This is a genomic window from Stenotrophomonas sp. STM01, from assembly GCF_014852135.1.
In the GTDB taxonomy this organism is placed as follows: domain Bacteria; phylum Pseudomonadota; class Gammaproteobacteria; order Xanthomonadales; family Xanthomonadaceae; genus Stenotrophomonas; species Stenotrophomonas capsici.
In genome coordinates this window covers 1-26,250 of sequence record NZ_JACVBA010000002.1, presented here as the reverse complement: position 1 = coordinate 26,250, position 26,250 = coordinate 1, and the positions used below count along the sequence as shown (strand labels likewise).

The following is a 26,250-nucleotide window of genomic DNA, read 5'->3' as shown; positions in this document are numbered from 1 at the left end:
GCGGTAGTGCCGAGCCACGCTCGGCAGCAGGGCTTGTCGACGCCGGCGCCGGGCACGGCCCGGCGTCACCCGTCCCTTCCGCGCAGCGAAGGGGCGGAGAGGGCAAAGAAGCCCGTCATCCGCACCGGCCACGCCCTTCAGCGCGCCGCCGGCTCCTCGACCTCGGGGTTGGCATCGGCCACCGGCGACGGCGGCGTGGACGCCACCTCGGCCGGCGTGGCCAGGGTGTCCGGCGCGTGCTTGTCCAGCATCTTGGCCTTGCGCCAGTTGCCCCAGCGGTAGTACGCCATCACCATCAGCATCGAACAGAACGCACTGGTCGGGAAGCTCCACCAGATCGCGTCGGCCCCCAGCGCCGGCTGCAGCAGCTTGGCCATCGGCACGCGGATACCCCACATGCCGATCGCCAGGATCACCAGCGGTGGCACCACCGCGCCGGTGGAACGCACCACGCCGGACACCACGAAGTTCACGCCGAAGAACAGGAACGACCACACCGCGATGTGGTTGAGGTGGCGGCCGATCTCCAGCGCCGGGCTGGCCTCGGGCAGGAACAGCGCCAGGGTACTGCGGTCGAACAGGATGATCGGCGCGATCAGCGCACCGGTCAGCAGGAAGTTGAACAGCACGCCGGTGCGCGCGGTTGCATCCACGCGGTCCCAGCGCCCGGCACCCACGTTCTGCGCGGCCATCGACGAGCAGGCCGCGCCGATGGCCATCGCCGGCATCTGCACGTAGGTCCACAACTGCAGTGCCGCACCGTAGGCCGAGGCGGTTTCCACGCCGTAGCCGTTGACCATGGAGATCATCATGATCATCGCCAGCGAGATCAGCACCATCTGCAGGCCCATCGGCACGCCCTTGAGCACCAGTGCCTTGAGGATGTCCAGGTCGATCTTCAGCAGCGCGGCATCCTTGCGGCCCAGCCACAGCATGTGGCGCTTGTTGCGCAGGTACAGCAGCATCGCCGCCAGCGACAGGCCCTGGGCGAAGAAGGTGGCCCACGCCGCACCGGCCACGCCCAGTTCCGGGAACGGGCCGATGCCGAAGATCAGCAGCGGGTTGAAACCGATGTCCAGCAGCACCGACAGCAGCAGGAAGCGGAACGGCGTGCGTGAATCGCCTGCGCCGCGCAGGGCCGCGGTGAGGAAGGCGAACGCATAGATCAGCGGCATGCCGAGGAAGATCACCTTCAGGTAGGCATCGGCCAGCGGCATCGATTCGGCCGGCGTGCCCATGGCCACCAGCAGCCGGTGCGACAGGAACCAGCCGGCCACCGCGATCACCGCCGACAGCCCGATGAAGAAGGTCGCGCTGGTGCCCATGACCCGGCGTGCCTGCGGCAGGTCGTTCGCGCCGATCGATTGGCCGATCAGGATGGTGGCGGCCATGCCGATGCCGAACACCGAGCCGATCAGGAAGAACATGATGTTGTTGGCATTGGCCGTGGCGGTCAGCGCCGCCTCGCCCAGGAACTTGCCCACCCAGATCGCGTTGACCGAGCCATTGAGCGATTGGGCGATGTTGCCGGCCAGGATCGGCAGCGAGAACAGCAGCAGGCTGCGGCCGATCGGGCCCTCGGTCAGGTTGCGGGCTTGGCTTGCTTTCGACATGAATGCGCGGGTCAGGCTCGAGGTCCGGCACGTTAGCATCTTGACGGTGACGATGCCGGCCCCATGTAGGCAGGGCAGACCTGTTGCAACCCAGTGGAGCCTGATGAATCCCGAAGCCGTTCCCGTGGTCCCCAGTATCCGCCTCGACGTGTGGTTGTGGGCGGCACGTTTCTACAAGACCCGCAGCCTGGCCAAGCAGGCGGTGGACACCGGCAAGGTCGAGGTGGGCGGCCAGCGGCCCAAGTCCTCGCGCGCGATCCGCATCGGCGATGCGTTGCGGGTACAGCGCGGTGAGGAGGTGTTCGAGATCAGCGTGCGCGGGCTGAGCGACATGCGTGGCCCCGCACCGGTGGCGCAAGGGTTGTACGAGGAGAGTGATGCGTCACGAAAGGCCCGCCAGGAGGTGCGCCTGCGTCGCGCCGCCGAGCGCACGGGCTACCAGGCCCCGGAGCACAAGCCCGACAAGCGCGCCCGCCGCCTGATCCGCGCCCTGGGCGACATCGACGCCCTGTAGGAGCGGCCTCGGCCGCGAAGCCGGGGTTCGTCCGCCGCAGGGAATGATTGCAATTGCAGGAGCCCCAGCCTCGCGCCCGAAGGCGCTCTCACAGGAGGAAAAAAACGCCACCGCGAGGGTGGCGTTATTGTTTCAGGCGCAGCCCGAACAGGTCAGCGCTTGCCCGAGCCCAGCAGGCCGCTGCCCAGCTTGATCAGGTCGGACACGCCGAACTGGCCGTCGCCGTCCTGGTCCAGCACGCTGCCCAACAGGCCGCCGCCGATGCCGCCGGCCTGGGTGACCTGCTGCTTCTCCTGGCCCAGGATCTGCGCCAGCCCACCGGCACTGGCCTGGTTGCCACCCCCGGCCATGCGCTGGGCCAGGTAGGCCATCACGATCGGGGCGAGGATCTTGAGCAGCTGGCTGGAATTGCTCTGGCTCAGGCCGGTGGCCTGGGCCAGACCGGTTTCCGCGCGGCCCTGGTTGCCGCCGAAGATGTGGCCGAGGATGCCGGCACCGTTGGTGGCCGGACTGCCGCCGCCGCCCAGCACCGAGCCCAACACGCTGCCGATGTCCAGGCCGCTGTGGTTGTTCTGCAGCGCGCCGAGCAGGGCTTCGGCGCCCTGTGGCTTGGCGGCGTTGTTGCCCAGGGCGCCCATCAGCAGCGGCAGGGCGGCACTGATCGCGCCGGAAGCCTGCTGGCTGTCGATGCCCAGTTGCTGGGAAACCTGTTGCAGGGGCGCACCCTGCAGCTGGGAAAGAAGGTCGTCGGTCAGGCTCATCGGTGGTTTCCTTTGCGGTGGGTGGCCAAGCCGGGATGGTAACCCCGCGCGGGGTGGCCGGTGTGGCAGACGGCAACGCCCGGAATGCCATCCAGGCATCCCGGGCGTCGGGGTGGTGCGGGCGACCCGCCCGTTCAACCGGGCGGGTGCGGTGTCACAGCGTGATGTCCTCCGCACCGGGGGTGGCGCTGGGGAATTCGCTGCCCGGATGGGCGGGCTGGAACGGGTCGGACGGGTTCGCCGCCAGCTTCTTCAAGGCCTCGGCGATGCCGGCGCCATACGCCGGATCGGCCTTGTTGCAGTTGTCGATGTGGCGCTGCTTGATGAAGTCCGGCGCATCACCCAGGGCACGCGCGGTGTTGTCGAACAGGCGCTGCTTCTGCTCGGCGTTGTAGCTGCGGAACAGCGCGCCGGGCTGGCTGAAGTAGTCGTTGTCGTCCTCGCGGAAGTTCCAGAAGTCGGCATCGCCACGGATCTTCAGCGGCGGCTCGCGGTACTGCGGCTGTTCCTGCCACTGGCCATAGCTGTTCGGCTCGTAATGCGGCAGGCCGCCGTAGTTGCCGTCCACGCGCATGGCGCCGTCGCGGTGGTTGCTGTGCACCGGGCAGCGAGCCGCGTTCACCGGGATCTGGTGGTGGTTCACGCCCAGGCGGTAGCGCTGTGCATCGCTGTAGGCGAACAGGCGGGCCTGCAGCATCTTGTCCGGCGACGGGCCGATGCCCGGCACCAGGTTGCTCGGTGCGAACGCCGACTGCTCCACGTCCTGGTACCAGTTGTCCGGGTTGCGGTTGAGCTCGAACTCGCCCACCTCGATCAGCGGGTAGTCGCTCTTGGGCCACACCTTGGTCAGGTCGAACGGGTGGATGCGGTAGGTCTCCGCCTCCAGCTCCGGCATGACCTGCACGAACAGCTTCCACTTCGGGAACTCACCGCGCTCGATCGCCTGGAACAGGTCGCGGCCGTGGCTCTCGCGGTCCTTGCCCACCAGTACTTCGGCCTGCGCGTCGGTCAGGGCCTGGATGCCCTGCTGGCTGTGGAAGTGGAACTTCACCCAGAAGCGCTCGCCGTCGTTGTTGGTGAAGCTGTAGGTGTGCGAGCCGAAGCCGTGCATGTGGCGGAAGCTGCGCGGGATGCCGCGGTCGCTCATCACCACCGTCACCTGCATCAGTGCCTCGGGCAGCAGCGTCCAGAAATCCCAGTTGTTGCGCGCGCTGCGCAGGTTGGTGTGCGGGTCGCGCTTGACCGCCTTGTTGAGGTCGGCGAACTTGCGCGGGTCACGCAGGAAGAACACCGGGGTGTTGTTGCCGACCAGGTCCCAGTTGCCTTCCTCGGTGTAGAACTTCAGCGCGAAGCCGCGAATGTCGCGCTCGGCATCGGCCGCGCCGCGCTCGCCGGCCACGGTGGTGAAGCGGGCGAACATCTCGGTCTGCTTGCCCACCGCCGAGAACAGCTTGGCGCGGGTGTACTTGCTGATGTCGTGGGTCACGGTGAAAGTGCCGAACGCGCCGGAGCCCTTGGCGTGCATGCGCCGCTCGGGAATGATCTCGCGGTTGAGGTTGGCCAGCTTCTCCAGCAGCCACACGTCTTCCATCAACAGCGGGCCACGCGGGCCGGCGGTCTTGCTGTTCTGGTTGTCCACCACCGGCGCACCGAAGGCGGTGGTCATCGGCGTCACCGGCGCGTCGCCGTGCTTCTGCGTGGGCGTGGTGCTGGTATCGCGCTGCGATTGGGCGGCCTGCTCCGGTGTCGGGGCACTGTGGTACGGACAGGTCGGCTTGGTGTCGTTGCTGCTCATCGCTGGCTCCTGCTGGCTAGTGGGACATCTTGGACCGACTGTAGCCACGGGCAGGTGAAATGGACAATCAAATGATCCGTTCGCATTGATAGCATTCATCTATCACCGCCCGGAAATGCATCTGTGCCGGCTGTTGTCTTTCCGCTGCCTCGCCTCGGTCATCGCATCGCAACATGGCGCGGTGCAGGGGCGGGTGTGGCGGCTATGCTGTGCGCCCCCGTTTCCCGGTCACCGGCATGAGCCAACGCGCCACCCGCCTGCTGCACCTGCTTGATGAACTGCGCCGACGCCGCAAGCCGGTGCGCGGTGCGCAACTGGCCGACCGGCTCGGCGTCAGCCTGCGCACGGTGTACCGCGATATCGACGCACTGCGCGGGCAGGGGGCCGACATCGTCGGTGACCCGGGCATCGGTTACCAGCTGCGTGCCGGCTTCCTGCTGCCGCCGATGATGTTCTCGGCCGAGGAGCTGGAAGCACTGGTGCTCGGCGCGCGCTGGGTGGCGTCGCACGCCGACCCGGAGCTGGCGGTGGCCGCAGGCGCGGCGCTGGAGCGGATGACGGGCGTGTTGCCGGAAGGGCTGCGCCTGCAGGTGGAGACCAGTGGCCTGTTCGCACCGCAATGGCATGCAGCCGAACCGGAGCCGTGGCTGCCGGCGTTGCGCCGTGCGATCCGTGCCGGCAACGCGGTGCGCATCCATTACCGCGATGGGGAGGGGCGCGCCAGCGAGCGGGTGATCTGGCCCTTCGCCATGGCCTTCCTGGCCGAGATCCGCCTGCTGGCCGCATGGTGCGAGATGCGTGGTGATTTCCGCCACTTCCGCGCCGACCGCATGGTCTGGCTGGAGGACACCGGCCAGCGTTATCCGGAGCAGCGTCATCGCTTGTTGCGGCGCTGGAACCAGGAGTGCTTGCAGCGCGGTCCGCGTTGACTGCTGACAACCGCTGTCAGCAGGCCCTGCGCACACTGCAGGCTCCTTACAAGGCAGGTGCCTGACATGTCCGACACGCTCACGTTCCATACCCATCCGCAATCGCGCGGGCGCATCACCCGTTGGATGCTGGAGGAAACGGGTTTGCGCTACGACGCGGTGATACTGGAGTACGGCACCAGCATGAAGTCCGCGCAGTACCTGGCGCTCAATCCCATGGGCAAGGTCCCGGCGTTGCTGCAGGGCAGTACGGTCATTACCGAGAACGCAGCGATCTGCCTGCATCTTGCGGATCTGGCGCCCTGGAAGGGATTGTTGCCGCCGGTGGGCAGCGCCGAGCGCGGTGCCTGCTACCGCTGGGTGCTATTTGCGGCCGGGCCGCTGGAGGCTTTCGTCACCGATCGTCGTCATGGCTCGCTGGCACCGCCAATGGAAGCAGGTTATGGCACCGCCGAGGACCTGATGCACACATTGGAAACGGCGGTGGCCGGCAAGCGCTATCTGGTCGGGGATAGCTTCACCGTCGCTGATCTGTATATGGCCTCCTTCCTGAGCTACTACATGCGTGTCGGCGAGCTGGAGGCCAAGCCGGTGTTCACGGATTACTGCGCAGTCCATCTGCAGCGACCGGCGTCGGTGCGTGCGGGTGAGCTGGATGATGCGCTGGTGACTGCCAGCGCAGCCTGAGCCCGTCATCGCAGGAGCGGCCTCGGTCGCGAACTGTGTCTGGATACATCGAGGGCCGCTTTCGCGGCCCTCGGTATTTCGTTACAACAACGACTTCACGCGGTACAGCGCTTCCAGCGCCTGCTTGGGCGTCAGCTCGTCCGGATCGATCGCCTGCAGTGCATCCAGCGCGGCCGAGCTCGGGGCGGCGAACAGCCCGAACTGCTGCGGTGCATCCAGTGCCTGCGGTGCCATCGCGGCGGACTGGGTCTCGCCGCCGCGTTGCTCCAGTTCGGCCAGGCGACGCCGCGCCTGCGCTACCGTCGCACGCGGCAGGCCGGCCAGCGCCGCCACCTGCAGGCCGAAGCTGCGGTTGGCCGGGCCGTCCTTCACCGCATGCATGAACACCAGCCGCTCGCCACCGTTCTTGTCGGTGTGCTCCACCGCATCCAGGTGCACGTTGGCGATGCCGCTGGCGCCGCCTTCGTGGCTCTCGTCGGCCAATGCGGTCAATTCGAAGTAATGCGTAGCGAACAGGGTGTAGCAGCGGTTCTGGTAGGCCAGGTGGCGGGCCACCGCATCGGCCAGCGCCAGGCCGTCGTAGGTGGAGGTGCCGCGGCCGATCTCGTCCATCAGCACCAGCGAATGCGCGGTGGCGTGGTGCAGGATGTAGCTGGTCTCGGCCATTTCCACCATGAAGGTGGACTGGCCCTTGGCCAGGTCGTCGCCGGCGCCGATGCGGGTCAGGATGCGGTCGATCGGGCCGATCAGCGCACGGCTGGCCGGCACGAAGCTGCCGATGTGCGCCAACAGCACGATCAGCGCGTTCTGGCGCATGTAGGTCGACTTGCCGCCCATGTTCGGGCCGGTGATGACCAGCATGCGGCGGTCCGGGTGCAGGTCGATGTCGTTTGGCTCGAACGGTGCATCCCGCACCGCCTCGACCACCGGGTGACGGCCGCGCTCGATGCGCAGGCAGGGTTCGTCCTGCAGTTCGGGCTGCGCCCAGTCCAGCGCCTGCGCGCGTTCGGCGAAGGCGGCCAGTACGTCCAGCTCGCTGAGTGCTGCCGCGCAGCGCTTGAGCGGCTCCAGGTGTTCGCCGACGGTGTCGAGCAGGCCTTCGTACAACAGTTTCTCGCGGCTGAGCGAACGCTCGCGCGCGGACAGCACCTTGTCCTCGAAGCTCTTCAGCTCCTCGGTGATGTAGCGCTCGGCGTTGGTCAGGGTCTGGCGGCGGGTGTAGTGCACCGGCGCCTTGTCGGCCTGGCCCTTGCTGATCTCGATGTAGTAGCCGTGCACGCGGTTGTAGCCGACCTTCAGCGTGGCGATGCCGCTGGCCTCGCGCTCGCGCAGTTCCAGGTCGATCAGGAACTGGTCGGCGTGGGTGGACAGCCGGCGCAGTTCGTCCAGCTCGGCGTCATAGCCCTCGGCGATCACGCCGCCGTCGGACAGCTTCAGTGGCGGTTGTTCGGCGATGGCGCTGGCCAGCAGCTGCGCGCTTTCGTCGTGCGAGCCTAGTTCGGCGCGTAGCTGTTGCAGCCGCGGGGAGTCCAGTCCATCCAGCTGCGCATTGATGGCCGGCAGCAGGCCCAGGCCGTCGCGCAGGGTGGAGAAGTCACGCGGGCGTGCCGAGCGCAGCGCCATGCGGGTGAGGATGCGTTCGATGTCGCCCAGCGCACGGAAGCTCTCGCGCAGGTCGGCATCGGTACCGCGGTCGATCAGCGTGGCCACGGCGTGGTGGCGCTGCTGCAGCACGTTGCGCAGGCGCAGCGGACGGTGCAGCCAGCGCCGCAGCAGGCGCCCGCCCATCGGCGAGACGGTGCTGTCCAGCACGCCGAGCAGGGTGTTGCGGGTGTCGCCATCCACGCGCGTGTCCAGCTCCAGGTGACGGCGGGTGGCGGCATTCATCGCGATCGCCTCGCCGGCGTTCTCCATCGCGATCGAGGTCAGGTGCGGCAGGCGCTGCTTCTGGGTTTCCTCGACGTAGCCGAGTAGCGCACCGGCCGCGGCGGTAGCACGCGGCTTGTCGTCGATGCCGAAACCGGTGAGGTCGTGCAGCTTGAAGAAGTTCAGCAGCTGGCGGCGGCCGCTGTCGGCGTCGAACAGCCACGGCGCACGCCGGCGCACGCCGCTGCGCTGGCGCAGGAACTCGGGCCAGTCCTCCTCGTCGGGCACCAGCAGCTCGGCCGGTTCCAGGCGGGCCAGCTCGGCTTCCAGGGCGTCGTCGGTCTCCACTTCGTTGACCAGGAAGCGACCGCCGGCCAGGTCGGCCCAGGCCAGCCCGTAGCCGGCCTTGGTCCGTGACAGCGCCATCAGCAGGGTGTCGCGGCGTTCATCGAGCAGGGCTTCGTCGGTGACGGTACCGGGGGTGACGATGCGCACCACCTTGCGCTCGACCAGCCCCTTGGCCAGCGCCGGGTCGCCGATCTGCTCGCAGATCGCCACCGATTCGCCCAGCGCCACCAGCCGTGCCAGGTAGCCTTCGTAGGCATGCACCGGCACGCCGGCCATCGGGATCGGCGCACCGCCCGAGCTGCCGCGCTGGGTCAGGGTGATGTCCAGCAGGCGCGCGGCCTTGCGCGCGTCGTCGTAGAACAGTTCGTAGAAATCGCCCATCCGGAAGAACAGCAGCAGGTCCGGGTAGTCGGCCTTGGCTGCGAAGAACTGCTTCATCAACGGGGTGTGTTCGGGCTTCTTCTCGGTCACGCGCATTCCACTTCGATAGCCGGGCAGGGGGCTGCCACAAAGGGGGCATTGTAGTGGCTGGGCGCGGGCAGGACGAAGCGGGAGGCCGGGCGAGCCGGCCGGGGTCAGTCCTGGTTGCCCTGCGAGTGCAGGCGCTGGCGGAAGAACGGGTACACCGCCGCGCTGAACAGCAGGGCGACGGTGGCGTAGGCCAGCAATTGGGCGTCGGCGCCAACCAGCGCATACAGGCAATAGGCCACGGCGGTGGCGGCGATGAACAGGCAGCCGGCGCGCAGCGCGCCCTGCTCGTTGCGCTCCAGCGTGGTCGCGACCAGCGCGCCGGCCGAGAACAGGTAGGGGATGATGGTCAGCAGCACCGCGATGTTGGTGAGCTGGTCGAACTGGCGGGCCAGGGTGGGCGAGGAGGTGACCAGCAGCAGCCCGCTCATCAGCACCGCCACGATCATCAGGCCGGTGCCGGGCATGCCATGCCGGTTGAGCCGGCAGAACACGCGCGGGAACAGGCCATCCTCGGCGGCCGCCTTGGCCGACTGCCCGACCAGCAGCATCCAGCCGCCCAGCGCGCCCACGGACTTGAAGATGGCGCACAGCGCGATCACCACCACGCCCCACGGGCCGATCATCAGCCTGGCCACCTCGGCGAACGGTGCCGAGGAGTCGCGCAGCTGTTCCATCGGCAGCATGCCCATGATCACCAGCGAGCAGCTGACGTAGATCACCGCTGCCAATGCCAACCCGAACAGGGTGGCCAGCGGGATGTTGCGGCGCGGGTCGTCGATGACGTCGGCCGAGACCGCCGCGCTCTCCACGCCCATGAAGGCCCACAGCGCGATCGAAGCGCTGCGCGAGATCGCGGCACTGTCGCTCATGCCGCTGACGTTCCAGCCGGCGCGGAACAGGTCCGGGTCGAACCACCACCAGCCGGCGATGGCGATGCCCAGGATCGGGACCAACGCCAGCAACAGGGTGCCGGTCTCCAGCGCGCCGATCCAGCGGGCGCCGCGTGCGTTGGCCAGGCTCAGCAGCCAGATCACCGCCAGGGTGAAGCCCAGCCGCGGGTAGATGCCTTCCAGCCAGGGCCACAGCTGGCTCAGGTAGCCAGTGACCACCAGCGCGATGGCGACGTTGCCGATCCAGTTGCCGAACCAGTAGGCGTAGTTGCTGACGAAGCCGATGTAGTTGCCGAACGTGTCACGCGCATAGGCATAGGGCCCGCCCGGCTGCGGGTTGAGTTGCGACAGGCGGGCAAACACCAGGCCCAGCGCGATCGCCCCGGCGGTGGCGATCATCCAGCCGAAGGAGGAGATGCTGCCGACCGTGGCCAGGTTGGCCGGCAGCAGGAACACGCCGGTGCCGATCATGTTGCCGGCGACCAGCATGGTGGCCATGGTCAGGCCCATCTTGCGCGGGGCGGAGGTGCTCATGTCCAGGCCGGGTCGGAGGTGAAGTCGATCGTCAGCCAGAAGCGGCCCGAGCGGGCGTCCAGGCGGTTGGCGATGCCGTCGCGCAGGCGGTCGACGTCGCCGATGCTGCCAAGCCGGGCGTCCGGCCGGGTCAGCACGTGGATCTCGATGAACTGCATGCGCCCGATCTTGGCGACGTGGCTGGTGAAGCCGTCGAAACCGTGTTCGTCGACGAACTGCTGCATGACCTCACGCACCCGTCGGTCCAGGTCGTCCGGGGCCACCTGCAGCACCTCACGGGCGGCCTTCCATGCCGCGCGCAGCGGCACCGGCAATGCCACCACGCTGATCGCGGCCAGCACCAGCGGGTCGATGTAGGGGATCCAATGCGCGTGTGCGCCACCGCGCAGGGCAAAGGCGATGAGGAAGGACAGCACCACCGCCAGGCTCATCAGCCCGGTCAGCAGCCACGCACGCGCATCCAGGGCCAGCAAACCGGATTGCAGGCGACGGGCGTGGCGGCCGATCCAGACCGCCATGACCAGGTCGACCACCGCCAGCAATGCCGCCCAGGCCAGGCCGGGGCCGAGCCGTGTCTCGTGCCCGCCATCGCTGAAGCCGATGACGGCATTGGCCAGCGCATAGATGCAGGCCAGGCTCAGGATTGCGCCGCCCAATGCCTCGACCATCGGTTCCAGGTGCCAGAACCCGTACTGGAAGCGCGGGCTCTGTTCGTTGGCCATCAACCGCAGTACCGCCAGCGCGACCAGGGTCAGCGCGACATCGACCAGGCTGTAGATGCCGTCGAACAGGATCGCCTGCGACCGTGCCAGCAGGCCCCCGAAGAAACCGATCGCCGCGACCAGGACGGTCGCCGCGATCGACAGTTGCAAGACGCGTTGTTCCTGGCCGGTGCTGGTCATCAAGGCGTGCCGTGGTGCATCCGTTGGTTCCCGTCATCGCGGGGGCGGCGGGTGTCGCCCGCATCGTAGCCGCTTCTCCGGGGGATGGCAGAGCTCACTCTGGTTGCGGGCGGGCTGACGTGGAACGCACAAAGCACCCTCATCCGCCCTGGCGGGCACCTTCTCCCGCCGGGGCGGGAGAAGGGAGCGGCGCGGGCATCGCCGTTTCCTTGCAACCCACCGAAGCAGGAACGCGCGTCTGCCGTGCCAGAGCCCCTCTCCCGCAGGTGGGAGAGGGGTTGGGGGTGAGGGCGCTTGCCATATCCCCTGCGCCGCGCCGGCGGTTACAGCTTCAGGACCTCCACCTTGTAGCTGGGCTGCGCGCCGCTGTCGTCGATGATCAGCCCATGCACGTCCGACTCGAAGCCGGGGAAGCGCGCGTTCTGCTCGCGGGCGATGCGCAGCGACTGGATGATCGGTTCATCCTGCGCGCCGAAACGCTCGCCCGGCATGATGGTCGGGATGCCCGGCGGATAGGGCACCAGCATCGTGCCGGCCACCCGGCCGCTGATCTGGTCGATGTCCACGCGTTCGATCTCGCCGCGCACCAGGTGGTTGTAAGCCTCGGCCGGCGTCATTACCGGCTCGGGCAGGTCCACGTACATCTCGCGCATGACCTCGGCCACGCGGAACTCCCGGTTGAAGGCGTGCAGCGCCTCGCACAGGTCGCGCAGGCCCCAGTTGGCGTAGGCGGCCGGGTGGTCCTGGATCAGGTTGGGCAGCGATTGGCTCAAGGGGGCATTGGCGTCGTAGAGGTCCTTGAACGCCATCAGCTCGGTGACCAGCGTGCTCCACTTGCCCTTGGTGATGCCCATCGAGAACAGGAACAGCACCGAGTACAGGTTGGTCTTCTCCACGGTGATGCCGCGGGTCCACAGGAACTTGCTCAGCACCGCGGCCGGGATGCCCAGCTTGCCCATTTCCCCGTCCATCGACAGGCCCGGCGTGAGCAGGGTGACCTTGACCGGATCGATCAGTACGTAGTCATCGGCCAGGTTGTCGAAGCCGTGCCAGCGGGCGTCCGGACGCAGGTACCAGTCAGGCCGCGAAGTGACCATCGGCTTGCTGCTGTCCTCATGGGCCAGCGTGCGCTCCACGCCATCGGGCTGCCAGACCTTGAACCACCATTCGTCCCGGCCCAGGTCCTCGCTGACATGCAGCATCGACCGCCGGAACGCCACCGCCTCGTCGTGCATCTCCTGCACCAGCGACCGCCCGGCCTCGCCTTCCATCATCTTCGAGGCGACATCGCAGGAGGCGATGATGCCGTAGTGCGGGCTGGTGGAGGTGTGCATCATGAACGATTCGTTGAACCGCTCGGCATCCAGCTCACGGGTGGCGGCATTGCGCACGTGGATCATCGAGGCCTGCGAGAACGCGGCCAGCAGCTTGTGCGTGGACTGGGTGGTGAAGATGATCGCGTCCTGCTCGCGCGGCTTGCCCTTGGCCATGCCGTAGTGGTTCTCGTAGAACGGGTGGAACGCGGCGTAGCCGTACCAGGCTTCGTCGAAGTGCAGGAAGTCCACCGCGGTGCCGAGGTTGTCGGCGATCTTCTCGGCGTTGTAGCAGAGGCCGTCATAGGTGGAGTTGGTGACCACCGCGATGCGCGGCTTGGCACCCGGCTTGGCCGCCTTGCTGGCCAGCGGGTTGGCCTGGATCATCCGCTGCAGCGCCTCGCCGGAGAACTGGTCCAGGCTGATCGGGCCGATGATGCCGTGCGCGTTGCGGCTGGGGGTGAAGTACACCGGGATGCCGCCGGTCATGATCAGCGAGTGCAGCAGCGACTTGTGGCAGTTGCGGTCCACGAAAACGATGTCGCCGCGCGCCACGGTGCCGTGCCAGACGATCTTGTTGGCGGTGGAGGTGCCGTTGGTGACGAAGAAGGTGTGGTCGGCGCCGAAGTTGCGCGCGGCCTCGGCTTCGGCGTCGCGGATCGGGCCGGTGTGGTCGAGCAGCGAGCCGAGTTCCGGGACCGAGATCGACAGGTCGCTGCGCAGCGTGTTCTCGCCGTAGAACTGGTGCAGCGCACGGCCCACCGGCGACTTGGTGAACGCCACGCCACCGGCGTGGCCGGGGGTATGCCAGGAATAGTTGGACTCGGCGGCGTGGTGGATCAGGGCCTTGAAGAACGGCGGCAGCAGTTTGGCCATGTAGTCTTCGGCCGCGCGCATCACCTGGCGGGCGATGAAGCTCTTGGTGTCCTCGAACAGGAAGATGTAGCCGTGCACGTACTTGAGCAGCTTGCTCGGCACCTTCTCGATGGTACGGCGGTCGCCGTACAGGAACACCGGCAGGTCGGCGCGGCGCTTGCTCTGCTCGCGCAGGAAGGCGAGCAGCTGCTGGAACTGGTCGTCGTTCTCCTCGGTGCCGTCGATGGAGATCAACACCGCCGAGGCAGCCACGTAGGTGCGTGCGCCGGCGCGCGCGTCATCCAGGGTCAGGCCGCACAGCACGCGCTGGTCGTTGTGGCGCAGCTCGTCGGCCAGGGCGCGGATCAGGATGCCGTTGATGCGCGGCGACTCGTAGTCCGCGTCGATGATGACGATGGGATAGTCCAGGGACTTGAAGTACATGGTGGTTTCCTTTTCTACCGAGCGGGGGATTCAGTTCGAAGCGGCACGCGGCGTGCCGGTGGGCGAGAAGCGGGCAAGCCGTTGCTTGCGGCGTTCTTCGCTGAAGAAGGGATAGAAGACGGTGATGAACAGCACGAACAGGAACGCGTACTGCACGATCGTGCCGGACGAGCCGAAGATGGCCCACAGGCAATACACCACCGTGATGCTGGTCAGCACCCAGAACGCGCCGGTATGTACCAGCGTGTGCGAGCGCTCCACCACGAAGTAGCAGGCCACGCAGGAGTAGATGTAGGGCAGCAGGGTCAGCACCACCGCCGCGGAGGTGATGACGTCGAACTGCGCCGACGCGGTTTCCGAGGTGGAGGTGATCAGCACCGCCAGGGTCATCAGCACCGCCACGATCAGCACGCCCTTGACCGGCACTTCGTCCTTGTTGATCTTGCTGAAGATGCTGGGGAACAGCCCGTCGTCAGAGGCCGCCTTGGCGCTTTGCGCGGTCAGCAGGATCCAGCCGCCGAGCGAACCGGCCGCACCGATGAAGGCGCACAGGCTGACCAGCGCACCGCCCCATCCACCGACCGCATTGGCCGCGGCCAGGGCGAACGGCGCGTCGGAGACCTGCAGGTCCGCGTTCGGCACCATGCCCATGATCACCGAGGAGCTGGCGATGTAGGCGATCGCCGCGAGGAATACCCCGGCAAGCGTGGCACGGGCGACGTTCTTCTCCGGGTTCTCGACCACGCCGGCGGTGACCGAGGCCGATTCCACGCCGATGAAGGCCCACAGCGTCAGCGCAGCGGCGCTGGACACCGCGCCGAAGTTGGACTCGCCGGAGACGTTGTAGGCGCCCTTGAAGATGGTCGGGTCGAAGAAGAACCAGCCGAAGATCGCGATGCCCAGGATCGGCACCAGCGCGAAGCTGGTGGTCACCGTCTGCACGCGGCTGACGAAGGCCGGGCCGATCACGTTGGCGAAGCTCAGCGCCCACACCAGCAGCAGCACCGCGATGCAGCGCGGCAGCGGTTGGGACAGGATCGGGAAGAAGTAGCTGAAGTAGCCCACCGCCGCGATCGGGATGGCCACGTTGCCGATCCAGTTGGCGAACCAGTAGATGGTATTGGTCTGGAAGCCCATGTACGGGCCGAACCAGTCACGTGCGTAGGCATAGGGGCCGCCGGCCTGCGGGGCGAGCTTGCCGAGCTTGGCGAACACGAACGCCAGCAGCAGTGCGCCGGCGGTGGTGATCAGCCAGCCCCAGATCGAGGCGGTGCCGATCTTGGCCAGGCTGGAGGGCAGCAGGAACACGCCCGAGCCCATCATGTTGCCGGCGACCAGGAAGGTTGCACCGACCACGCCGATTTTCTTCTGACCTGCCATGGGTATCTCCTTTCACCGGGGATGCCGGTGTGATTACAGGGAAAGGCGGTGGACGTTCTCGATAGCTGGCGGCCGGCCGCGCTGCTGCCGGCGTGCGGGCTGGCTACTTGATGAAGCTGTACTGCAGGCTGCCCTGCACGCGCAGGGTGTCCGCGCTGCGGCCGTCCTGCAGGCGCTGCTGGCCGTAAAGCACCTCCATGCCCATCGTCCAGGACGGGGCAGGGCTCCAGATCAGGTTGAGCGCGCCGTACTGGCTGCGAAGGAAGGCATCGCGGGCCAGCGCGTCGGCGTCGTCCAGATGCAGTTGGCCGTAGATCAGGTTCGAGCGCCACATGTCCGACCAGTAGTGGGTGTAGCCGAAGAAGCCGCCATACAGCGGCAGCGCCTTGAGCTGGCCGTTGGCGTTGATCGCCGCATCCAGCCCCGAGCCGGTGAGGTCGGCGGTGTAGCGGCTGATGCCCTTGCCGCCGACCACGCCGAACAACAGCAGGTCGCGTTCGGCGATGGCAAACGAGCCGCTCAACTGCAGGCCACCGCCGAAGACACGGTCGCTGCGCCCATCGCCGTCATAGCCGAGGCTACGCGCGACCGCGCCAAGTTGCAGGTGGCCCCAGTCGCGCTCCATGCGTGCGACCAGGCTGATGTCGGGCAGCCGCTCGGTGCTGACGTCGGCATCGCCGGGGTTGGCCAGCTGTGAATCGGGGTCTTCGGCAGCGAGGGTCAGGGTGTTGCCCTTGCCCAGCGCGAAGCTGTGGTGGATGCCGGCCACCAACAGGTAGCCGGCCGCACCGGGTCCGGCGAAATCCAGGGTGTCCGGCAGCGAGTCGGCATCCATGAACGTGGAATAGCCGTAGCCGGCATAGGTGTTGCCCAGCTGCCCGTAGGCATGGCGCAGGCGGAATTCATAGCTGTCGCTGCTGCCGAAGAAGTCGTTCTCCAGGTAGAAGCGCAGGTTGCCGTGGGTGGTTGGGCGGCGCGCCTCGAAGCTGAAGCGTGTCTGCTTGGCATGCATGTCGAAATGCGAGACATCGCGATGCGGGCCGCCGACCGGGATGGAGGAGGTGACGAACTGCTGGTTGTCACCGGCCGCGCGGCTGTCGGCGATGGCATCGAGCTTGGCGTAGCCGCCCAGGCGGATCAGGGTCTCGGTGCCGGGGATGGCGAAGAAGCCCTTCAGTTCCGGATCGGTGGGCGAGGGCGCGTTGTCCGGGCGCGATGCCGCCGTGGACGGGTCGGCGACCGAATCGCGTGGCGGCAGGATGGACGGTGCGGCGGCCGCGCCACGGGTGGGGGACGCTGCGGTTTCAGCCTGCGCCAGAGGCGCCGTCGCCTGCGTATCAGGTGCTTGCGCGGGCGACGGGCTTGTTGGCGTGTATGGCGGTGGATCCTTGCCCTGTTCGCGTTCCAGCGCGTCCAGGCGCGCGGTCAGGGCCTGCAGGTGTGCCTGCACCTGGGTGATCTCCTGCCTCAGGGCACCGACGGAGTCCTGGGCGAGGGCGGCTCCCGGGGCCAGGAGCAACGGCAGCATCGCAAGTTTTCGTGGTTTCATCGCCTGTCCCAAGCTATGCAAAACACCACGTCGCGACAGGCGCTGGCCCGTGCGCGGCTTCTGTTTTCAGTGTGTTCGCCTGGCAGTTCCCGATGTCCGGCGACGTTCCCCCCTCGGTCACGTTGGCCCAGATTTCATAACAGGAATGTGAAACAAACCGAAAAAAGTCGAAATCCGGCGATGGGCAGCCGCACACGCCCCTTGTGATGCGGGCAAGGCGTGACCGGCTTCCGTGCGGGAGAGAATCCGTGAGCGTGGGCGGTACCGGAAACCGCCCGGGCCTGGGCCGCGGGTGTTGCGGATTGCAACACTTCGGCGTGGGCTGGGCGTCAGTCGCCCGCGTCGAGGGTGCCTTCGGCCAGCGGCACACGGCTGCCATCCAGCAGCCCGCGGCTGAGCTGGTCGTTCTCGATGAACAGCAGTTCCCCGCTTTGGCCGTCCTTGATGCTGCTGTCGATGGCGATCACGCGCCCATCGTGGAACTGGCTGACATGCGGCATCGAGGTGTGACCGACCACGATGCGGCGCAGATCGAGCTGGTCGAGCACCTGTTGCACCCCACCGGCATCCAGGCGGCCATCGAAGTAGCCGCGATACCAGATCGGGCTGGTCTTGCCGTCGTACAGCGGTGCAGTGGCCGGGTCCGCCTTCACCTCGGCCTTGGGCCTGCCCAGCGACGCGCGGTAGGCCGCGTTGGTCGACTCCGGCGCCAGCGCCATCTGTACCGCTTCCGGTGCAATGCCGCCGTGCAGGAACAGCGTGTCGCCGATGCGCAGCAGCACCGGGCGGGTGCGCAGCCATTGCCCGATCACCGAGTCGGCACCGTACAGGTCCGGGTAGCTGCGCCCCAACCGCTGCGCACTGCGCAGGTACTTGGGGTTGACGTAGCGCAGGTCGTCGTAGAGCACCATCGTTTCGTGGTTGCCAAGGACGAAATGCACCGCGCCACCGGCGTCGGCGGCCTGCTGCTGCAGGCTGTAGAGCAGCCAGAAGGCTTCGGTCACCTGCGGGCCCCGGTCGAACACATCGCCGGCCACCACCAGGGTGTCGCGGCCCAGCGACCAGCGATCCCGTGCGTCGATCACATGGTGTGCGCGCAGCAGGCGGACCAGCAGATCGTACTGGCCATGGATGTCGGAGACCGCCACGATGCGCGGCACCGCGGGCAGTACGGCAGCCGCCGATGCAACCGGTGCGGCCAGGCGCAGGGGATGGGGATAGCCGCATCGCGGTGGCAGCCGCGCGCCGCGCAGGTGCTGCCGCAGCGTGCGCGAGACCACCTGGTCATCGCAGATCCAGTGCGCCTGCAACCGCTTTCCGTTGCGGAACACATAGGGCCCATCGGCATCGACGTGTTCGGCAGGCGCCACTGGTTCGGCGGCTGCCGCGATCATCGGGAACAGGCACAGCAGCAGGGTGGCGGCGCGGAGCAGGGACATCGGCAGGGAGCGGGCGGCGGAGGTGGGCGGCATCGACTCCGAGCATATGCCGCCGCCGTGCCGCCTGGCATGTGCCGATGGTCGGCCTCAGCCGCGCAGCAACGCGGCCCGGCCCGGGGCGGTCGGCAGTCCTTCATCGCCGAGTACGACGCGGTTGCGGCCCTGCTTCTTGGCCTGGTACATCGCCGCGTCGGCGCGCGCCATCACCCGCTCGTAGTCGGGGTGGCCGTCATACATCGCCACGCCGATGCTGGAGCTGACGTCCAGCAACTGCCCGTCGGCCAGGGCCACCGGTGAATCGGCGATGCGGCGGCACAGCCCTTCGGCGATCACCAGCGCCTGGCGCTGGTCGACCGCGACCAGCACCACGACGAACTCTTCGCCGCCGTACCGGAACACGTAGTCGCTGCCACGGGTGAACTGGGTCAGGACGCCGGCCACATGCTGCAGTGCGCGGTCGCCGGATTCATGGCCGTGCGTGTCGTTGATGTGCTTGAAGTGGTCCAGGTCCAGCAGCAGCACGGCGAAGCTGCCTGCCGATTTCTCGGCCAGTTCGATCTCCCTGCGCAGCACGGTGGGCAGGAAGCGGCGGTTGAGCAGGTTGGTCAGCGCATCGCAGCCGGCATCCAGCTCGCCGATGCGCTCGAACAGCATGCCGAGCAGGTTGCGCACCTGGCCCACCTTCATGCGTACGTCCTGCAGCTGCGCGGAGCGCAGGGCGGCGTCCTCGTGGCTGGAGAGCGTGTGCTCCAGCAGCCGGTCCACTTCCGCGATCAGGTGGAGGATCTGGTTGGTCTCGGTGCTCTCGCCAAAGCTGGGAATGCCCTTGTGGGTGAACCACAGGCCGAACTCCGAACGCGCCAATGACTGGAAGCCGGGCATCCGGCCCGTGCTTGCCAGGGCGTAGAGCAGGGTGTTCTCCCAGTCCAGCAGCAGTGCACGCTGGCGCTCGCGCTCGGTGCTGACGTTCTGCACCAGCGAGAACAGCCGGTAGGCGGCATCCGTGCGCGAGGAACGCTCGCGGGCGTTGGAGTAGGCCAGGGTCATGCCTTCCAGCGCGATGTCGAAGGATGCGGTCAGGCTGGCGATTGCCGCGTGCGCGGTTTCGCCGTGCCCGGCCTGCTCCACGATCAGGCTGAAGATGCGTTGCTTCAGTACGCGTGTGCCACGCGTGACCAGGTCCACCGGGATGCCCACGCGTGCATGCACGTCGCCGATCACGCGTTGCGCGGCCAGCAATTGCTCGACGTCGTCCGGCGTTGCGCCCAGCAGTCCGGTCAGCCAGCGCTGCATCGCCGGCTGCAATCGCACCCGCACCTGGTCGTGCGACATCGAGCGTGATGCACGGCTGTCGTTCAGCATGACCTTGTAGAAATGGGCCGCCAATGCCGGGGCGTGGTCGCTGGCGATCGCGGCCAGCAGTGCATGGGCGGCGGGGCCTGCGGCGGCCAGGCTGTGTTGCCAGCCAGCAACCAGCGGGCAAGCCTCGGGATCGCAGGAGTGGGGAGATGCGGGTTTCATGCGTAGGATAGGCAACCGCCGGCAGGCAGGTGCCCTGTATCGGCAAATTCAACGGTAACTTTAGGAAGTAGTGTGCGGAAGTCTCCAACTGCCGTCCAATCTGTTTGCATGGCTTTTCCTGATATGCGGAGCGCGCAGTGATTAGCGCCGGGCCGTTCCCGATGATGGCAGTGATCGCGCTGGTGGCGTTTGCCATTGCGTGGTTTTTCGCGCGTGCATTGGTCCCGGCCGTCGACGGCCTGCGTACCCGCACCGGCGCGGTCGTGCTCGATGCGCTGTTGCTGGCGCTGCTGGGCGCGCGCCTGGTGCATGTGCTCCTGCATGCGTCGGACTATCTGTCCCAGCCACTGTCGATCATCCGCCTCGGCGATGGCGGCTGGTCGATCTGGGCCGGCGTGCTGGTGGCTGCCGCGTATGCGTTGTGGAAGACGCGTGCGGGGGGGCCGCGCAAGCCGGTGTTGCTGGGGTTGGCCGCGGGTGCGGCGTTCTGGGCCATTGGTGGCATGAGCCTGTTCGCGTTGCAGCGTGCTTCCATTCCCTTGCCCGAAACGGTGCTGCAGGACCTGCAGGGGCAACCGGCGCCGCTCACGGCCTTCGCCGGAAAGCCGGTGGTGATCAACCTGTGGGCGACCTGGTGCGGCCCGTGCCGGCGCGAGATGCCGGTGCTGGCTGCCGCGCAGAAGGCGCATGCATCGGTCGATTTCGTGTTCGCCAACCAGGGCGAAACAGCGGAGGAGGTCATCGACTTCCTGCAGTCGGGCCAGCTCGGGCTGGAGAACGTACTGCTCGACGCGGACTCGGCGGTGATGCAGCAGACCGGTGCACGCGCATTGCCGACGACCCTGTTCTTTGGCGCCGATGGCCGTCTGCGCGACGTGCACATGGGCGAACTGTCGCGGGCAACGCTGGAAACGCGCCTGCGTGAGCTGCAATGAATTCCAAATCCTGATGACGAGGTTGATGATGATCCGCCCCCGTTCGATGTTGTTCCTGTTGGCCACCGCCGCGCTCGTGCCGGCAGCCTGTGCGCGTGATGCCGAGCCGGCCAAGGCGCAGGCACCTGCTGCGTCCGCCGCCACGCCGGGCCAGGCCAATGAGCCGGAAGTGATCCGGACGCTGCGCACGCAGGGCGTGGAGTTCATGGGTACCTTCGAAACACCGCTGGGCCTGACCGGCTACGCCGGTGCGGCAGGCCAGCAACCGCTGGCGGTCTACGTGTCCAAGGATGGCCAGTACGCGGTGGTCGGCACGCTCGTCAACGCCAAGGGCGAGGACATCGGTGCCGGCAAGTTGAAGGAACTGGTGTCCGGCCCGATGGGCGCGCAGGCATGGAGCAAGGTGGAAGCCAGCCATTGGGTGGCAGACGGCAAGGCCGACGCCCCGCGCGTGATCTATGCCTTCAGCGACCCGAACTGCCCGTACTGCAACCACTTCTGGGAAGCCGCGCGGCCGTGGGTGGAGGCGGGCAAGGTGCAGATCCGCGAGATCCTGGTCGGCGTGATCCGCCAGGACAGCGCCAACAAGGCTGCCGCCATCCTGGCAGCGGCATCGCCGGAGCAGGCGCTGCTGGAGAACGAGCGCAACTTCGCCAAGGGCGGCATCAAGCCGTTGGCGAGCGTGCCGGCCGAGGTGCAGGCCCAGCTGCGCGCCAACGAGATGTTGATGATGGAACTGGGGTTCCAGGGAACGCCGGGCATCGTGTTCAAGGACGCTGATGGCACGGTGCAGATGCGCTCGGGCCTGCCGCAGGGGGCCGACCTGCAGACCGTGCTCGGCCCGCGCTGAACCCGCGCATGGGCGCGTGCGGCGATGTAATAGTCTCCGCCGCACGCGCCTGACTAAGCTGGCCCCGTTTCCTGGAGCCTGCCATGAGCCACGACCACAACCACCTGCCCAGCGAGATCCGCCACGAGAAGCCCTTGTGGTGGGCGCTGGGCCTGACCACGTCCTACCTCATCGTCGAAGTGGTGGGCGCGTTCTGGACCAACAGCTTGGCGCTGTTGTCCGATGCGGCGCACATGGCTACCGACGCCATCGGCCTGGTGATCGCGCTGACCGCCGTGCGCCTGAGCCGACGCCCACCCGACGCCCGCCGCACCTATGGCTACGCCCGCCTGGAGGCGCTGGGAGCGGTGGTCAATGGCCTGCTGCTGTTCGGCGTGGGCCTGTACATCCTGTGGGAAGCCGTCGATCGCTTCCGCGAACCGCAGGCAATCGCCTCGACCGGCATGATGTGGGTGGCCGCGTTCGGCCTGGTGGTCAACCTGATCGCCATGCGCCTGCTCAGCGCCGGCAGCGGCGAGAGCCTGAACATCAAGGGGGCCTACCTGGAAGTGTGGAGCGACATGCTCGGTTCGGTGGCGGTGATCGCCGGCGGCCTGATCATCCACTTCACCGGCTGGACCCTGGTCGACCCGATCCTGGCGGTGCTGATCGGCCTGTGGGTGATCCCGCGCACCTGGGTGCTGCTGCGTGATGCGATCAACGTGCTGCTCGAAGGCGTGCCGAAGGGCGTGGTGCTGGGCGACATCGAACAGGCGCTGCGCAGCCACGACGGCGTGGCGGGAATCCACGACCTGCACGTGTGGGCGCTGGCATCCAGCACCCCGGCGTTGACCGCGCACGTGGTGATCACCGACGGCCGCGAGCAGGACAACCTGCGTCGCCAGCTGGCTGACCTGCTGCACGAGCGCTTCGCGATCGACCATGTGACGTTGCAGATGGAAATCGACCATTGCGGTGATGACTGCGCCGTGCCGAAGCCGCAGGCTGATCACGATCACGATCACGATCACGATCACGATCACGGCCCGGACGCGCAGGGCCATCACGGCCACGTCCATCGCTGAGCCCCCGCCGGCAGGAGCGACCTGGGCCGCGAAGCCGACAGCCGCACCGGCCACGAAAGAAAAACGGAGCCCTCGCAGGCTCCGTTTTCGTATCCACACGGTGGGCGGGTGAACCGTCAGGCCACCGGTTCGCGCAGCACCGGCAGGTCCCAGCCCGGGCGCGGCGCGAAGCGGTCGCCATGGCGGGCCTGCAGGACCTTGAGTTTCTCGACCAGGCCATCAGCCCCGGCCGACCGGATGTACTGGATCGGGCCGCCGCGGAACGGGGCGAAGCCGGTGCCGAAGATCACGCCGGCGTCGAGCAGGTCGGCATCGGCGACCACGCCGTCGTGCAGGCAGGCCACCGCTTCATTGAGCAGGGGCAGGATCAGGCGGTCTTCCAGGTCACCCGGGGCCTGGTAGTCCTTGGCCACTTCCGGCTTCACCGCACGGCCGTTTTCCCACTTATAGATGCCCTGGCCGTCCTTCTTGCCGCGCTTGTCCTGCTCGACGGTCGCCAGCGCCGCCGGGATCTGCAGGCCCAGGAACGGTGCCAGCTCCTTGCCCACGCCGGCAGCCACGTCCAGGCCCACGGTGTCGAGCAGCTCGATCGGACCCATCGGCATGCCGAACTTCACCGCCGCCCTGTCGATCACCGGGCCGGGGATGCCTTCGGCATAGGCGGTGGCCGCTTCCAGCATGTACGGGAACAGCACGCGGTTGACCAGGAAGCCCGGGGTGCCGGCCACCGGCACCGGGAACTTGCCCAGCGCCTTGCAGAACGCGGCCAGCCGCTTTTCGGTTTCCGGGGCCATGCCGTCGTGGTGGATGATCTCCACCAGCGGCATCTGCGCGACCGGGTTGAAGTAGTGCAGGCCGGCGAACTGCGCCGGGCGCTGGATGTGGTCGCGCAGCTCGACCAGCGGGATCGACGAGGTGTTGGTGGTCAGCAGCGCATCGGCCTTCATCTTCGGTTCCAGCGACTGGTACAGCGCACGCTTGGCCTCCGGGTTCTCGATGATGGCCTCGATCACCAGGTCGGCCTGGGCCACGCCGTCGCCGGCCAGGTCGGCCTTCAGGCGCGCGGCGACCTCCGGGCGCTTGGCCGGGTCCTTCACCTTCTTCTCGAACAGCGCCTGGGCGCGGGTCATGGCCGGGTCGATGAAGCGCTGCTCGCGGTCCTGCAGGGTAACGGTGAAGCCCTTGTAAGCCGCCCACGCGGCGATGTCACCGCCCATCACGCCGGCACCGACCACATGCACGTGCTGGATGCCCGAATCCTTGCCGCCCAGGCCCTTGAGCCGTTCGGTCAGGAAGAAGATGCGGATCAGGTTGCGTGCGGTCGGGCTGCTGGCCAGCTTGACCACCGCGCGGCGCTCGGCGTCCAGGCGCTTCTGGATCGGGCTGCCACCGGTGCGCTCCCAGGTGCTGATCAGCGCGTACGGCGCCGGGTACTGGTCCTTCTTGGCCTTGCGGGCGACCTGCTTGGCCATCTGCGGGGCCAGGATCTTGCGCGCCAGCCAGGTATTGGTGGCCCACGCGGTGGCACGTTGCTTGAACGGCCGGGTGGTGCCGGACTGCGCCAGCGACACCGCCGCGTCCACCAGCACCGCAGGTGCGGCCACCTTGTCGACCAGCCCGATCGCGCGCGCGGCCGAGGCCGACAGGGTGCGCCCGGTCAGCATCATGTCCATCGCCGCCGGGGCGCCGACCAACTGCGGCAGGCGTGCGCTGCCACCCCAGCCCGGGAAGATGCCCAACTGGGTTTCCGGCAGGCCGATGCGGGTGGAGGCGTCGTTGGAGGCCACCCGGTAGCGGCAGGCCAGCGCCAGCTCGGTGCCGCCGCCCAGGCAGTGGCCGTGGATGGCGGCCACGGTGGGGCAGGGCAGCTCGGACAGCTTCTGGTAGACGGTCTGGCCACGCCGGATCGCGTCATTGACGGTGCCGCGGCGATCGAACTCCTGGAATTCCTTCAGGTCGGCGCCGGCGATGAAGCCGGCCGGCTTGGTCGAGCGCACCACCACGCCCTTGGGCGGATCGATCGCCAGGCGCTCGATGATGTCACCCAGTTCCAGCAGCACGTCCTGCGACATCGCGTTGACGGGGCTGTCCTTGCGGTCGAGGCTGAGCACGGCGATGCCGTCCTGCCGCAGCTCGGTGTGCCAATGATTGAAGCGGAGCCCATCGAAGCCTGAAAGCATGGGACGTTCCATCCGGTTGTGTATGGAGAAGATCGCTATGATCCAGAGGTTGTTTCCTCGGCGTCAAATCCCAATGCTTGGGGATGTGATGCGTTCGCACCGCCGCCGGTTCAGGGCAGGCTATCCGAACGGAAGTTAAAAGCGGGTTCGCCCCTCTCTGGCGAGGGGACTGAACTTTTTCCGCGAGCAGCGGTCATAACGCCCGACGTCGGTTGGGCTGACAGGAGTGCGGCCCGTTATGGCCGAGGTTGAAACACCGCAGGAGCTGGATCTGGAGCTGGTCCGGCGCGTGCAGCGCGGCGAGAGCGCGGCGTTCGATGTCCTGGTGCGCAAGTACCAGCATCGGATCATCGCGCTGATCGGGCGCTACATCGCCGACTGGAGTGAATGTCAGGACGTGGCCCAGGACACTTTCGTCCGCGCCTACCGCGCGATCGGGAATTTCCGTGGCGACGCCCAGTTCTATACCTGGTTGCATCGAATCGCAGTGAATACCGCAAAGAACTACCTGGCTGCACATAACCGGCGACCGCCGACCGATGACGTGGAAATCGGCGACGCCGAACAGTTCGACAGCGGTACCCGGCTGCGGGATACCGATACGCCCGAGCGCGAGTTGATGCGCCAGGAGCTGGAACAGACCGTGATGAAGGCGGTCGACGCGTTGCCCGAAGAGCTGCGCTCGGCCATTACGTTGCGAGAGGTGGAAGGCATGAGCTACGAGGAAATCGCACAGAAGATGGGCTGCCCGATCGGCACGGTGCGTTCGCGGATCTTCCGTGCGCGCGAAGCCATCGACGCCCAGTTGCGCCCCTTGCTGGACACCGCCAGTGCCACCCGTGAGCGGAGCCGCGTATGAACCCCACAGGCCGTACCCCGGAAATGACCGACACCCCCGACAAGCTGGACCTCCACAACCGCCTGCAGTTGTCCTGCCTGGTGGATGGCGAGCTGGCCGCTGACGAAGCGCGCTTCCTGTTGCGCCGGATCGAACACGACACCGAACTGGCCAGCTGCCAGGAGCGCTGGCAGCTGGTGGGTGACGTGCTGCGCGGGCGCGCCGTGGCCCCGGCACCGCTGGATTTCAGCGCGCGGGTGCAGGCGGCCGTGGCCGCCGACCTCCAGGCGCAGGGGCCGGTGCAGGTCACGCGGGCCAAGCCACGCAGTGGCTGGCGGCGTTGGGGCGGCGGGGCCGCGCTGGCGGCGTCGGTGGCGGCCGTGGCCCTGTTCATGGCCCGCGAGCAGTTGCCTGACAACAGTGCGCCGGAACCGGTGATCGCCTCGGCGGCACAGGTGGCGACGCCGGCCGCGCCGTCGGCCCCGGCACCGCAGCAGGGCGCGGTGCTCAATGACGCCGCCGGCCTGGCTGCGGCGGCACCGGCCGTGGCAGCCGCCGTGGCCCGCCGTGAG

20 protein-coding genes are annotated in these 26,250 nt (G+C 67.6%); 8 read left to right on the top strand and 12 right to left on the bottom strand.

Annotation, left to right across the window (positions count from 1 at the left end):
- Positions 1 to 137 precede the first annotated feature (137 nt).
- Positions 138 to 1,613 carry an MATE family efflux transporter gene (locus IB227_RS10200; RefSeq protein ID WP_192287348.1) on the bottom strand — a complete coding sequence of 492 codons (1,476 nt, stop codon included), beginning with the start codon at positions 1,611 to 1,613 and terminating at the stop codon, positions 138 to 140.
- 103 nt (positions 1,614 to 1,716) lie between these two features.
- On the opposite strand from IB227_RS10200, the gene IB227_RS10195 reads away from it, so the two are divergent.
- A complete protein-coding gene (locus IB227_RS10195; RefSeq protein WP_132865206.1) occupies positions 1,717 to 2,127 on the top strand; it encodes a S4 domain-containing protein in 411 nt (136 codons plus the stop codon).
- A gap of 152 nt (positions 2,128 to 2,279) precedes the next feature.
- On the opposite strand, the gene IB227_RS10190 is transcribed toward IB227_RS10195, so the two are convergent.
- Positions 2,280 to 2,888 (bottom strand): DUF937 domain-containing protein, encoded by a 609-nt coding sequence (locus IB227_RS10190; protein WP_192287347.1) that lies wholly within the window; start codon positions 2,886 to 2,888, stop codon positions 2,280 to 2,282.
- Between the two features lie 154 nt (positions 2,889 to 3,042).
- On the bottom strand, positions 3,043 to 4,554 hold the full coding sequence (locus IB227_RS10185; RefSeq protein WP_192287906.1) for a catalase: 1,512 nt from the start codon (positions 4,552 to 4,554) through the stop codon (positions 3,043 to 3,045).
- A 365-nt stretch (positions 4,555 to 4,919) separates the two neighbouring features.
- On the opposite strand from IB227_RS10185, the gene IB227_RS10180 reads away from it, so the two are divergent.
- Both IB227_RS10180 and IB227_RS10175 read left to right on the top strand, forming a co-directional pair.
- Positions 4,920 to 5,612 carry a YafY family protein gene (locus IB227_RS10180; protein ID WP_132865204.1) on the top strand — a complete coding sequence of 231 codons (693 nt, stop codon included), beginning with the start codon at positions 4,920 to 4,922 and terminating at the stop codon, positions 5,610 to 5,612.
- Positions 5,613 to 5,678: 66 nt separating this feature from the next.
- Positions 5,679 to 6,299 (top strand): glutathione S-transferase family protein, encoded by a 621-nt coding sequence (locus IB227_RS10175; RefSeq protein ID WP_132865203.1) that lies wholly within the window; start codon positions 5,679 to 5,681, stop codon positions 6,297 to 6,299.
- 81 nt (positions 6,300 to 6,380) lie between these two features.
- Here IB227_RS10175 and mutS read toward each other — a convergent pair whose 3' ends face one another.
- The 8 genes from mutS to IB227_RS10135 all read right to left on the bottom strand — a co-directional run bounded on the left by mutS (position 6,381) and on the right by IB227_RS10135 (position 19,811).
- The gene (gene mutS, locus IB227_RS10170; RefSeq protein ID WP_225591831.1) at positions 6,381 to 8,951 is read right to left on the bottom strand and encodes a DNA mismatch repair protein MutS; all 2,571 of its coding nucleotides are present in this window, start codon (positions 8,949 to 8,951) and stop codon (positions 6,381 to 6,383) included.
- A gap of 137 nt (positions 8,952 to 9,088) precedes the next feature.
- On the bottom strand, positions 9,089 to 10,408 hold the full coding sequence (locus tag IB227_RS10165; RefSeq protein ID WP_192287345.1) for an amino acid permease: 1,320 nt from the start codon (positions 10,406 to 10,408) through the stop codon (positions 9,089 to 9,091).
- Entirely contained in the window at positions 10,405 to 11,280 is an 876-nt protein-coding gene (locus IB227_RS10160) for a cation diffusion facilitator family transporter (protein WP_263863711.1), read from the bottom strand. Before IB227_RS10160 ends, IB227_RS10165 begins: the two co-directional genes overlap by 4 nt.
- A gap of 353 nt (positions 11,281 to 11,633) precedes the next feature.
- On the bottom strand, positions 11,634 to 13,922 hold the full coding sequence (locus IB227_RS10155; RefSeq protein WP_192287343.1) for an Orn/Lys/Arg decarboxylase N-terminal domain-containing protein: 2,289 nt from the start codon (positions 13,920 to 13,922) through the stop codon (positions 11,634 to 11,636).
- Positions 13,923 to 13,952: 30 nt separating this feature from the next.
- Positions 13,953 to 15,302 carry an arginine/agmatine antiporter gene (gene adiC / locus IB227_RS10150; RefSeq protein ID WP_192287342.1) on the bottom strand — a complete coding sequence of 450 codons (1,350 nt, stop codon included), beginning with the start codon at positions 15,300 to 15,302 and terminating at the stop codon, positions 13,953 to 13,955.
- 103 nt (positions 15,303 to 15,405) lie between these two features.
- The gene (locus IB227_RS10145; protein WP_225591789.1) at positions 15,406 to 16,830 is read right to left on the bottom strand and encodes a DcaP family trimeric outer membrane transporter; all 1,425 of its coding nucleotides are present in this window, start codon (positions 16,828 to 16,830) and stop codon (positions 15,406 to 15,408) included.
- A 350-nt stretch (positions 16,831 to 17,180) separates the two neighbouring features.
- The gene (locus IB227_RS10140; RefSeq protein ID WP_192287340.1) at positions 17,181 to 18,290 is read right to left on the bottom strand and encodes a metallophosphoesterase; all 1,110 of its coding nucleotides are present in this window, start codon (positions 18,288 to 18,290) and stop codon (positions 17,181 to 17,183) included.
- 87 nt (positions 18,291 to 18,377) lie between these two features.
- Positions 18,378 to 19,811 (bottom strand): GGDEF domain-containing protein, encoded by a 1,434-nt coding sequence (locus IB227_RS10135; protein WP_192287339.1) that lies wholly within the window; start codon positions 19,809 to 19,811, stop codon positions 18,378 to 18,380.
- 137 nt (positions 19,812 to 19,948) lie between these two features.
- On the opposite strand from IB227_RS10135, the gene IB227_RS10130 reads away from it, so the two are divergent.
- From IB227_RS10130 to IB227_RS10120, 3 genes are all read left to right on the top strand, one after another.
- Complete coding sequence (locus IB227_RS10130) at positions 19,949 to 20,746, top strand: TlpA disulfide reductase family protein (RefSeq protein ID WP_192287338.1); 798 nt, start codon at positions 19,949 to 19,951, stop codon at positions 20,744 to 20,746.
- Positions 20,747 to 20,774: 28 nt separating this feature from the next.
- Positions 20,775 to 21,596: a thiol:disulfide interchange protein DsbG gene (gene dsbG / locus IB227_RS10125; RefSeq protein ID WP_192287337.1), complete on the top strand. Its 822-nt coding sequence runs from the start codon at positions 20,775 to 20,777 to the stop codon at positions 21,594 to 21,596.
- A gap of 83 nt (positions 21,597 to 21,679) precedes the next feature.
- On the top strand, positions 21,680 to 22,660 hold the full coding sequence (locus tag IB227_RS10120; RefSeq protein ID WP_192287336.1) for a cation diffusion facilitator family transporter: 981 nt from the start codon (positions 21,680 to 21,682) through the stop codon (positions 22,658 to 22,660).
- A gap of 116 nt (positions 22,661 to 22,776) precedes the next feature.
- On the opposite strand, the gene IB227_RS10115 is transcribed toward IB227_RS10120, so the two are convergent.
- Positions 22,777 to 24,840, bottom strand: a complete 2,064-nt coding sequence (locus tag IB227_RS10115) for a 3-hydroxyacyl-CoA dehydrogenase NAD-binding domain-containing protein (RefSeq protein WP_192287335.1) — start codon at positions 24,838 to 24,840, stop codon at positions 22,777 to 22,779.
- 238 nt (positions 24,841 to 25,078) lie between these two features.
- On the opposite strand from IB227_RS10115, the gene rpoE reads away from it, so the two are divergent.
- Together rpoE and IB227_RS10105 are read left to right on the top strand one after the other, a co-directional pair.
- Complete coding sequence (gene rpoE, locus IB227_RS10110; protein ID WP_132865191.1) at positions 25,079 to 25,699, top strand: RNA polymerase sigma factor RpoE; 621 nt, start codon at positions 25,079 to 25,081, stop codon at positions 25,697 to 25,699.
- Positions 25,696 to 26,250, top strand: a 555-nt coding sequence (locus IB227_RS10105; protein ID WP_225591788.1) for a sigma-E factor negative regulatory protein, incomplete at its 3' end; no start/stop codon positions are given. The genes rpoE and IB227_RS10105, both read left to right, overlap by 4 nt.

Coding starts and splice junctions, on each gene's coding strand:
- IB227_RS10200 (WP_192287348.1), bottom strand. CDS start 1,613: ATGTCGAAAGCAAGCCAAGCCCGCAACCTGACCGAGGGCCCGATCGGC.
- IB227_RS10195 (WP_132865206.1), top strand. CDS start 1,717: ATGAATCCCGAAGCCGTTCCCGTGGTCCCCAGTATCCGCCTCGACGTG.
- IB227_RS10190 (WP_192287347.1), bottom strand. CDS start 2,888: ATGAGCCTGACCGACGACCTTCTTTCCCAGCTGCAGGGTGCGCCCCTG.
- IB227_RS10185 (WP_192287906.1), bottom strand. CDS start 4,554: ATGACCACCGCCTTCGGTGCGCCGGTGGTGGACAACCAGAACAGCAAG.
- IB227_RS10180 (WP_132865204.1), top strand. CDS start 4,920: ATGAGCCAACGCGCCACCCGCCTGCTGCACCTGCTTGATGAACTGCGC.
- IB227_RS10175 (WP_132865203.1), top strand. CDS start 5,679: ATGTCCGACACGCTCACGTTCCATACCCATCCGCAATCGCGCGGGCGC.
- mutS (WP_225591831.1), bottom strand. CDS start 8,951: ATGAAGCAGTTCTTCGCAGCCAAGGCCGACTACCCGGACCTGCTGCTG.
- IB227_RS10165 (WP_192287345.1), bottom strand. CDS start 10,408: ATGAGCACCTCCGCCCCGCGCAAGATGGGCCTGACCATGGCCACCATG.
- IB227_RS10155 (WP_192287343.1), bottom strand. CDS start 13,922: ATGTACTTCAAGTCCCTGGACTATCCCATCGTCATCATCGACGCGGAC.
- adiC (WP_192287342.1), bottom strand. CDS start 15,302: ATGGCAGGTCAGAAGAAAATCGGCGTGGTCGGTGCAACCTTCCTGGTC.
- IB227_RS10145 (WP_225591789.1), bottom strand. CDS start 16,830: ATGCTGCCGTTGCTCCTGGCCCCGGGAGCCGCCCTCGCCCAGGACTCC.
- IB227_RS10140 (WP_192287340.1), bottom strand. CDS start 18,290: ATGTCCCTGCTCCGCGCCGCCACCCTGCTGCTGTGCCTGTTCCCGATG.
- IB227_RS10135 (WP_192287339.1), bottom strand. CDS start 19,811: ATGAAACCCGCATCTCCCCACTCCTGCGATCCCGAGGCTTGCCCGCTG.
- dsbG (WP_192287337.1), top strand. CDS start 20,775: ATGATCCGCCCCCGTTCGATGTTGTTCCTGTTGGCCACCGCCGCGCTC.
- IB227_RS10120 (WP_192287336.1), top strand. CDS start 21,680: ATGAGCCACGACCACAACCACCTGCCCAGCGAGATCCGCCACGAGAAG.
- IB227_RS10115 (WP_192287335.1), bottom strand. CDS start 24,840: ATGCTTTCAGGCTTCGATGGGCTCCGCTTCAATCATTGGCACACCGAG.
- rpoE (WP_132865191.1), top strand. CDS start 25,079: ATGGCCGAGGTTGAAACACCGCAGGAGCTGGATCTGGAGCTGGTCCGG.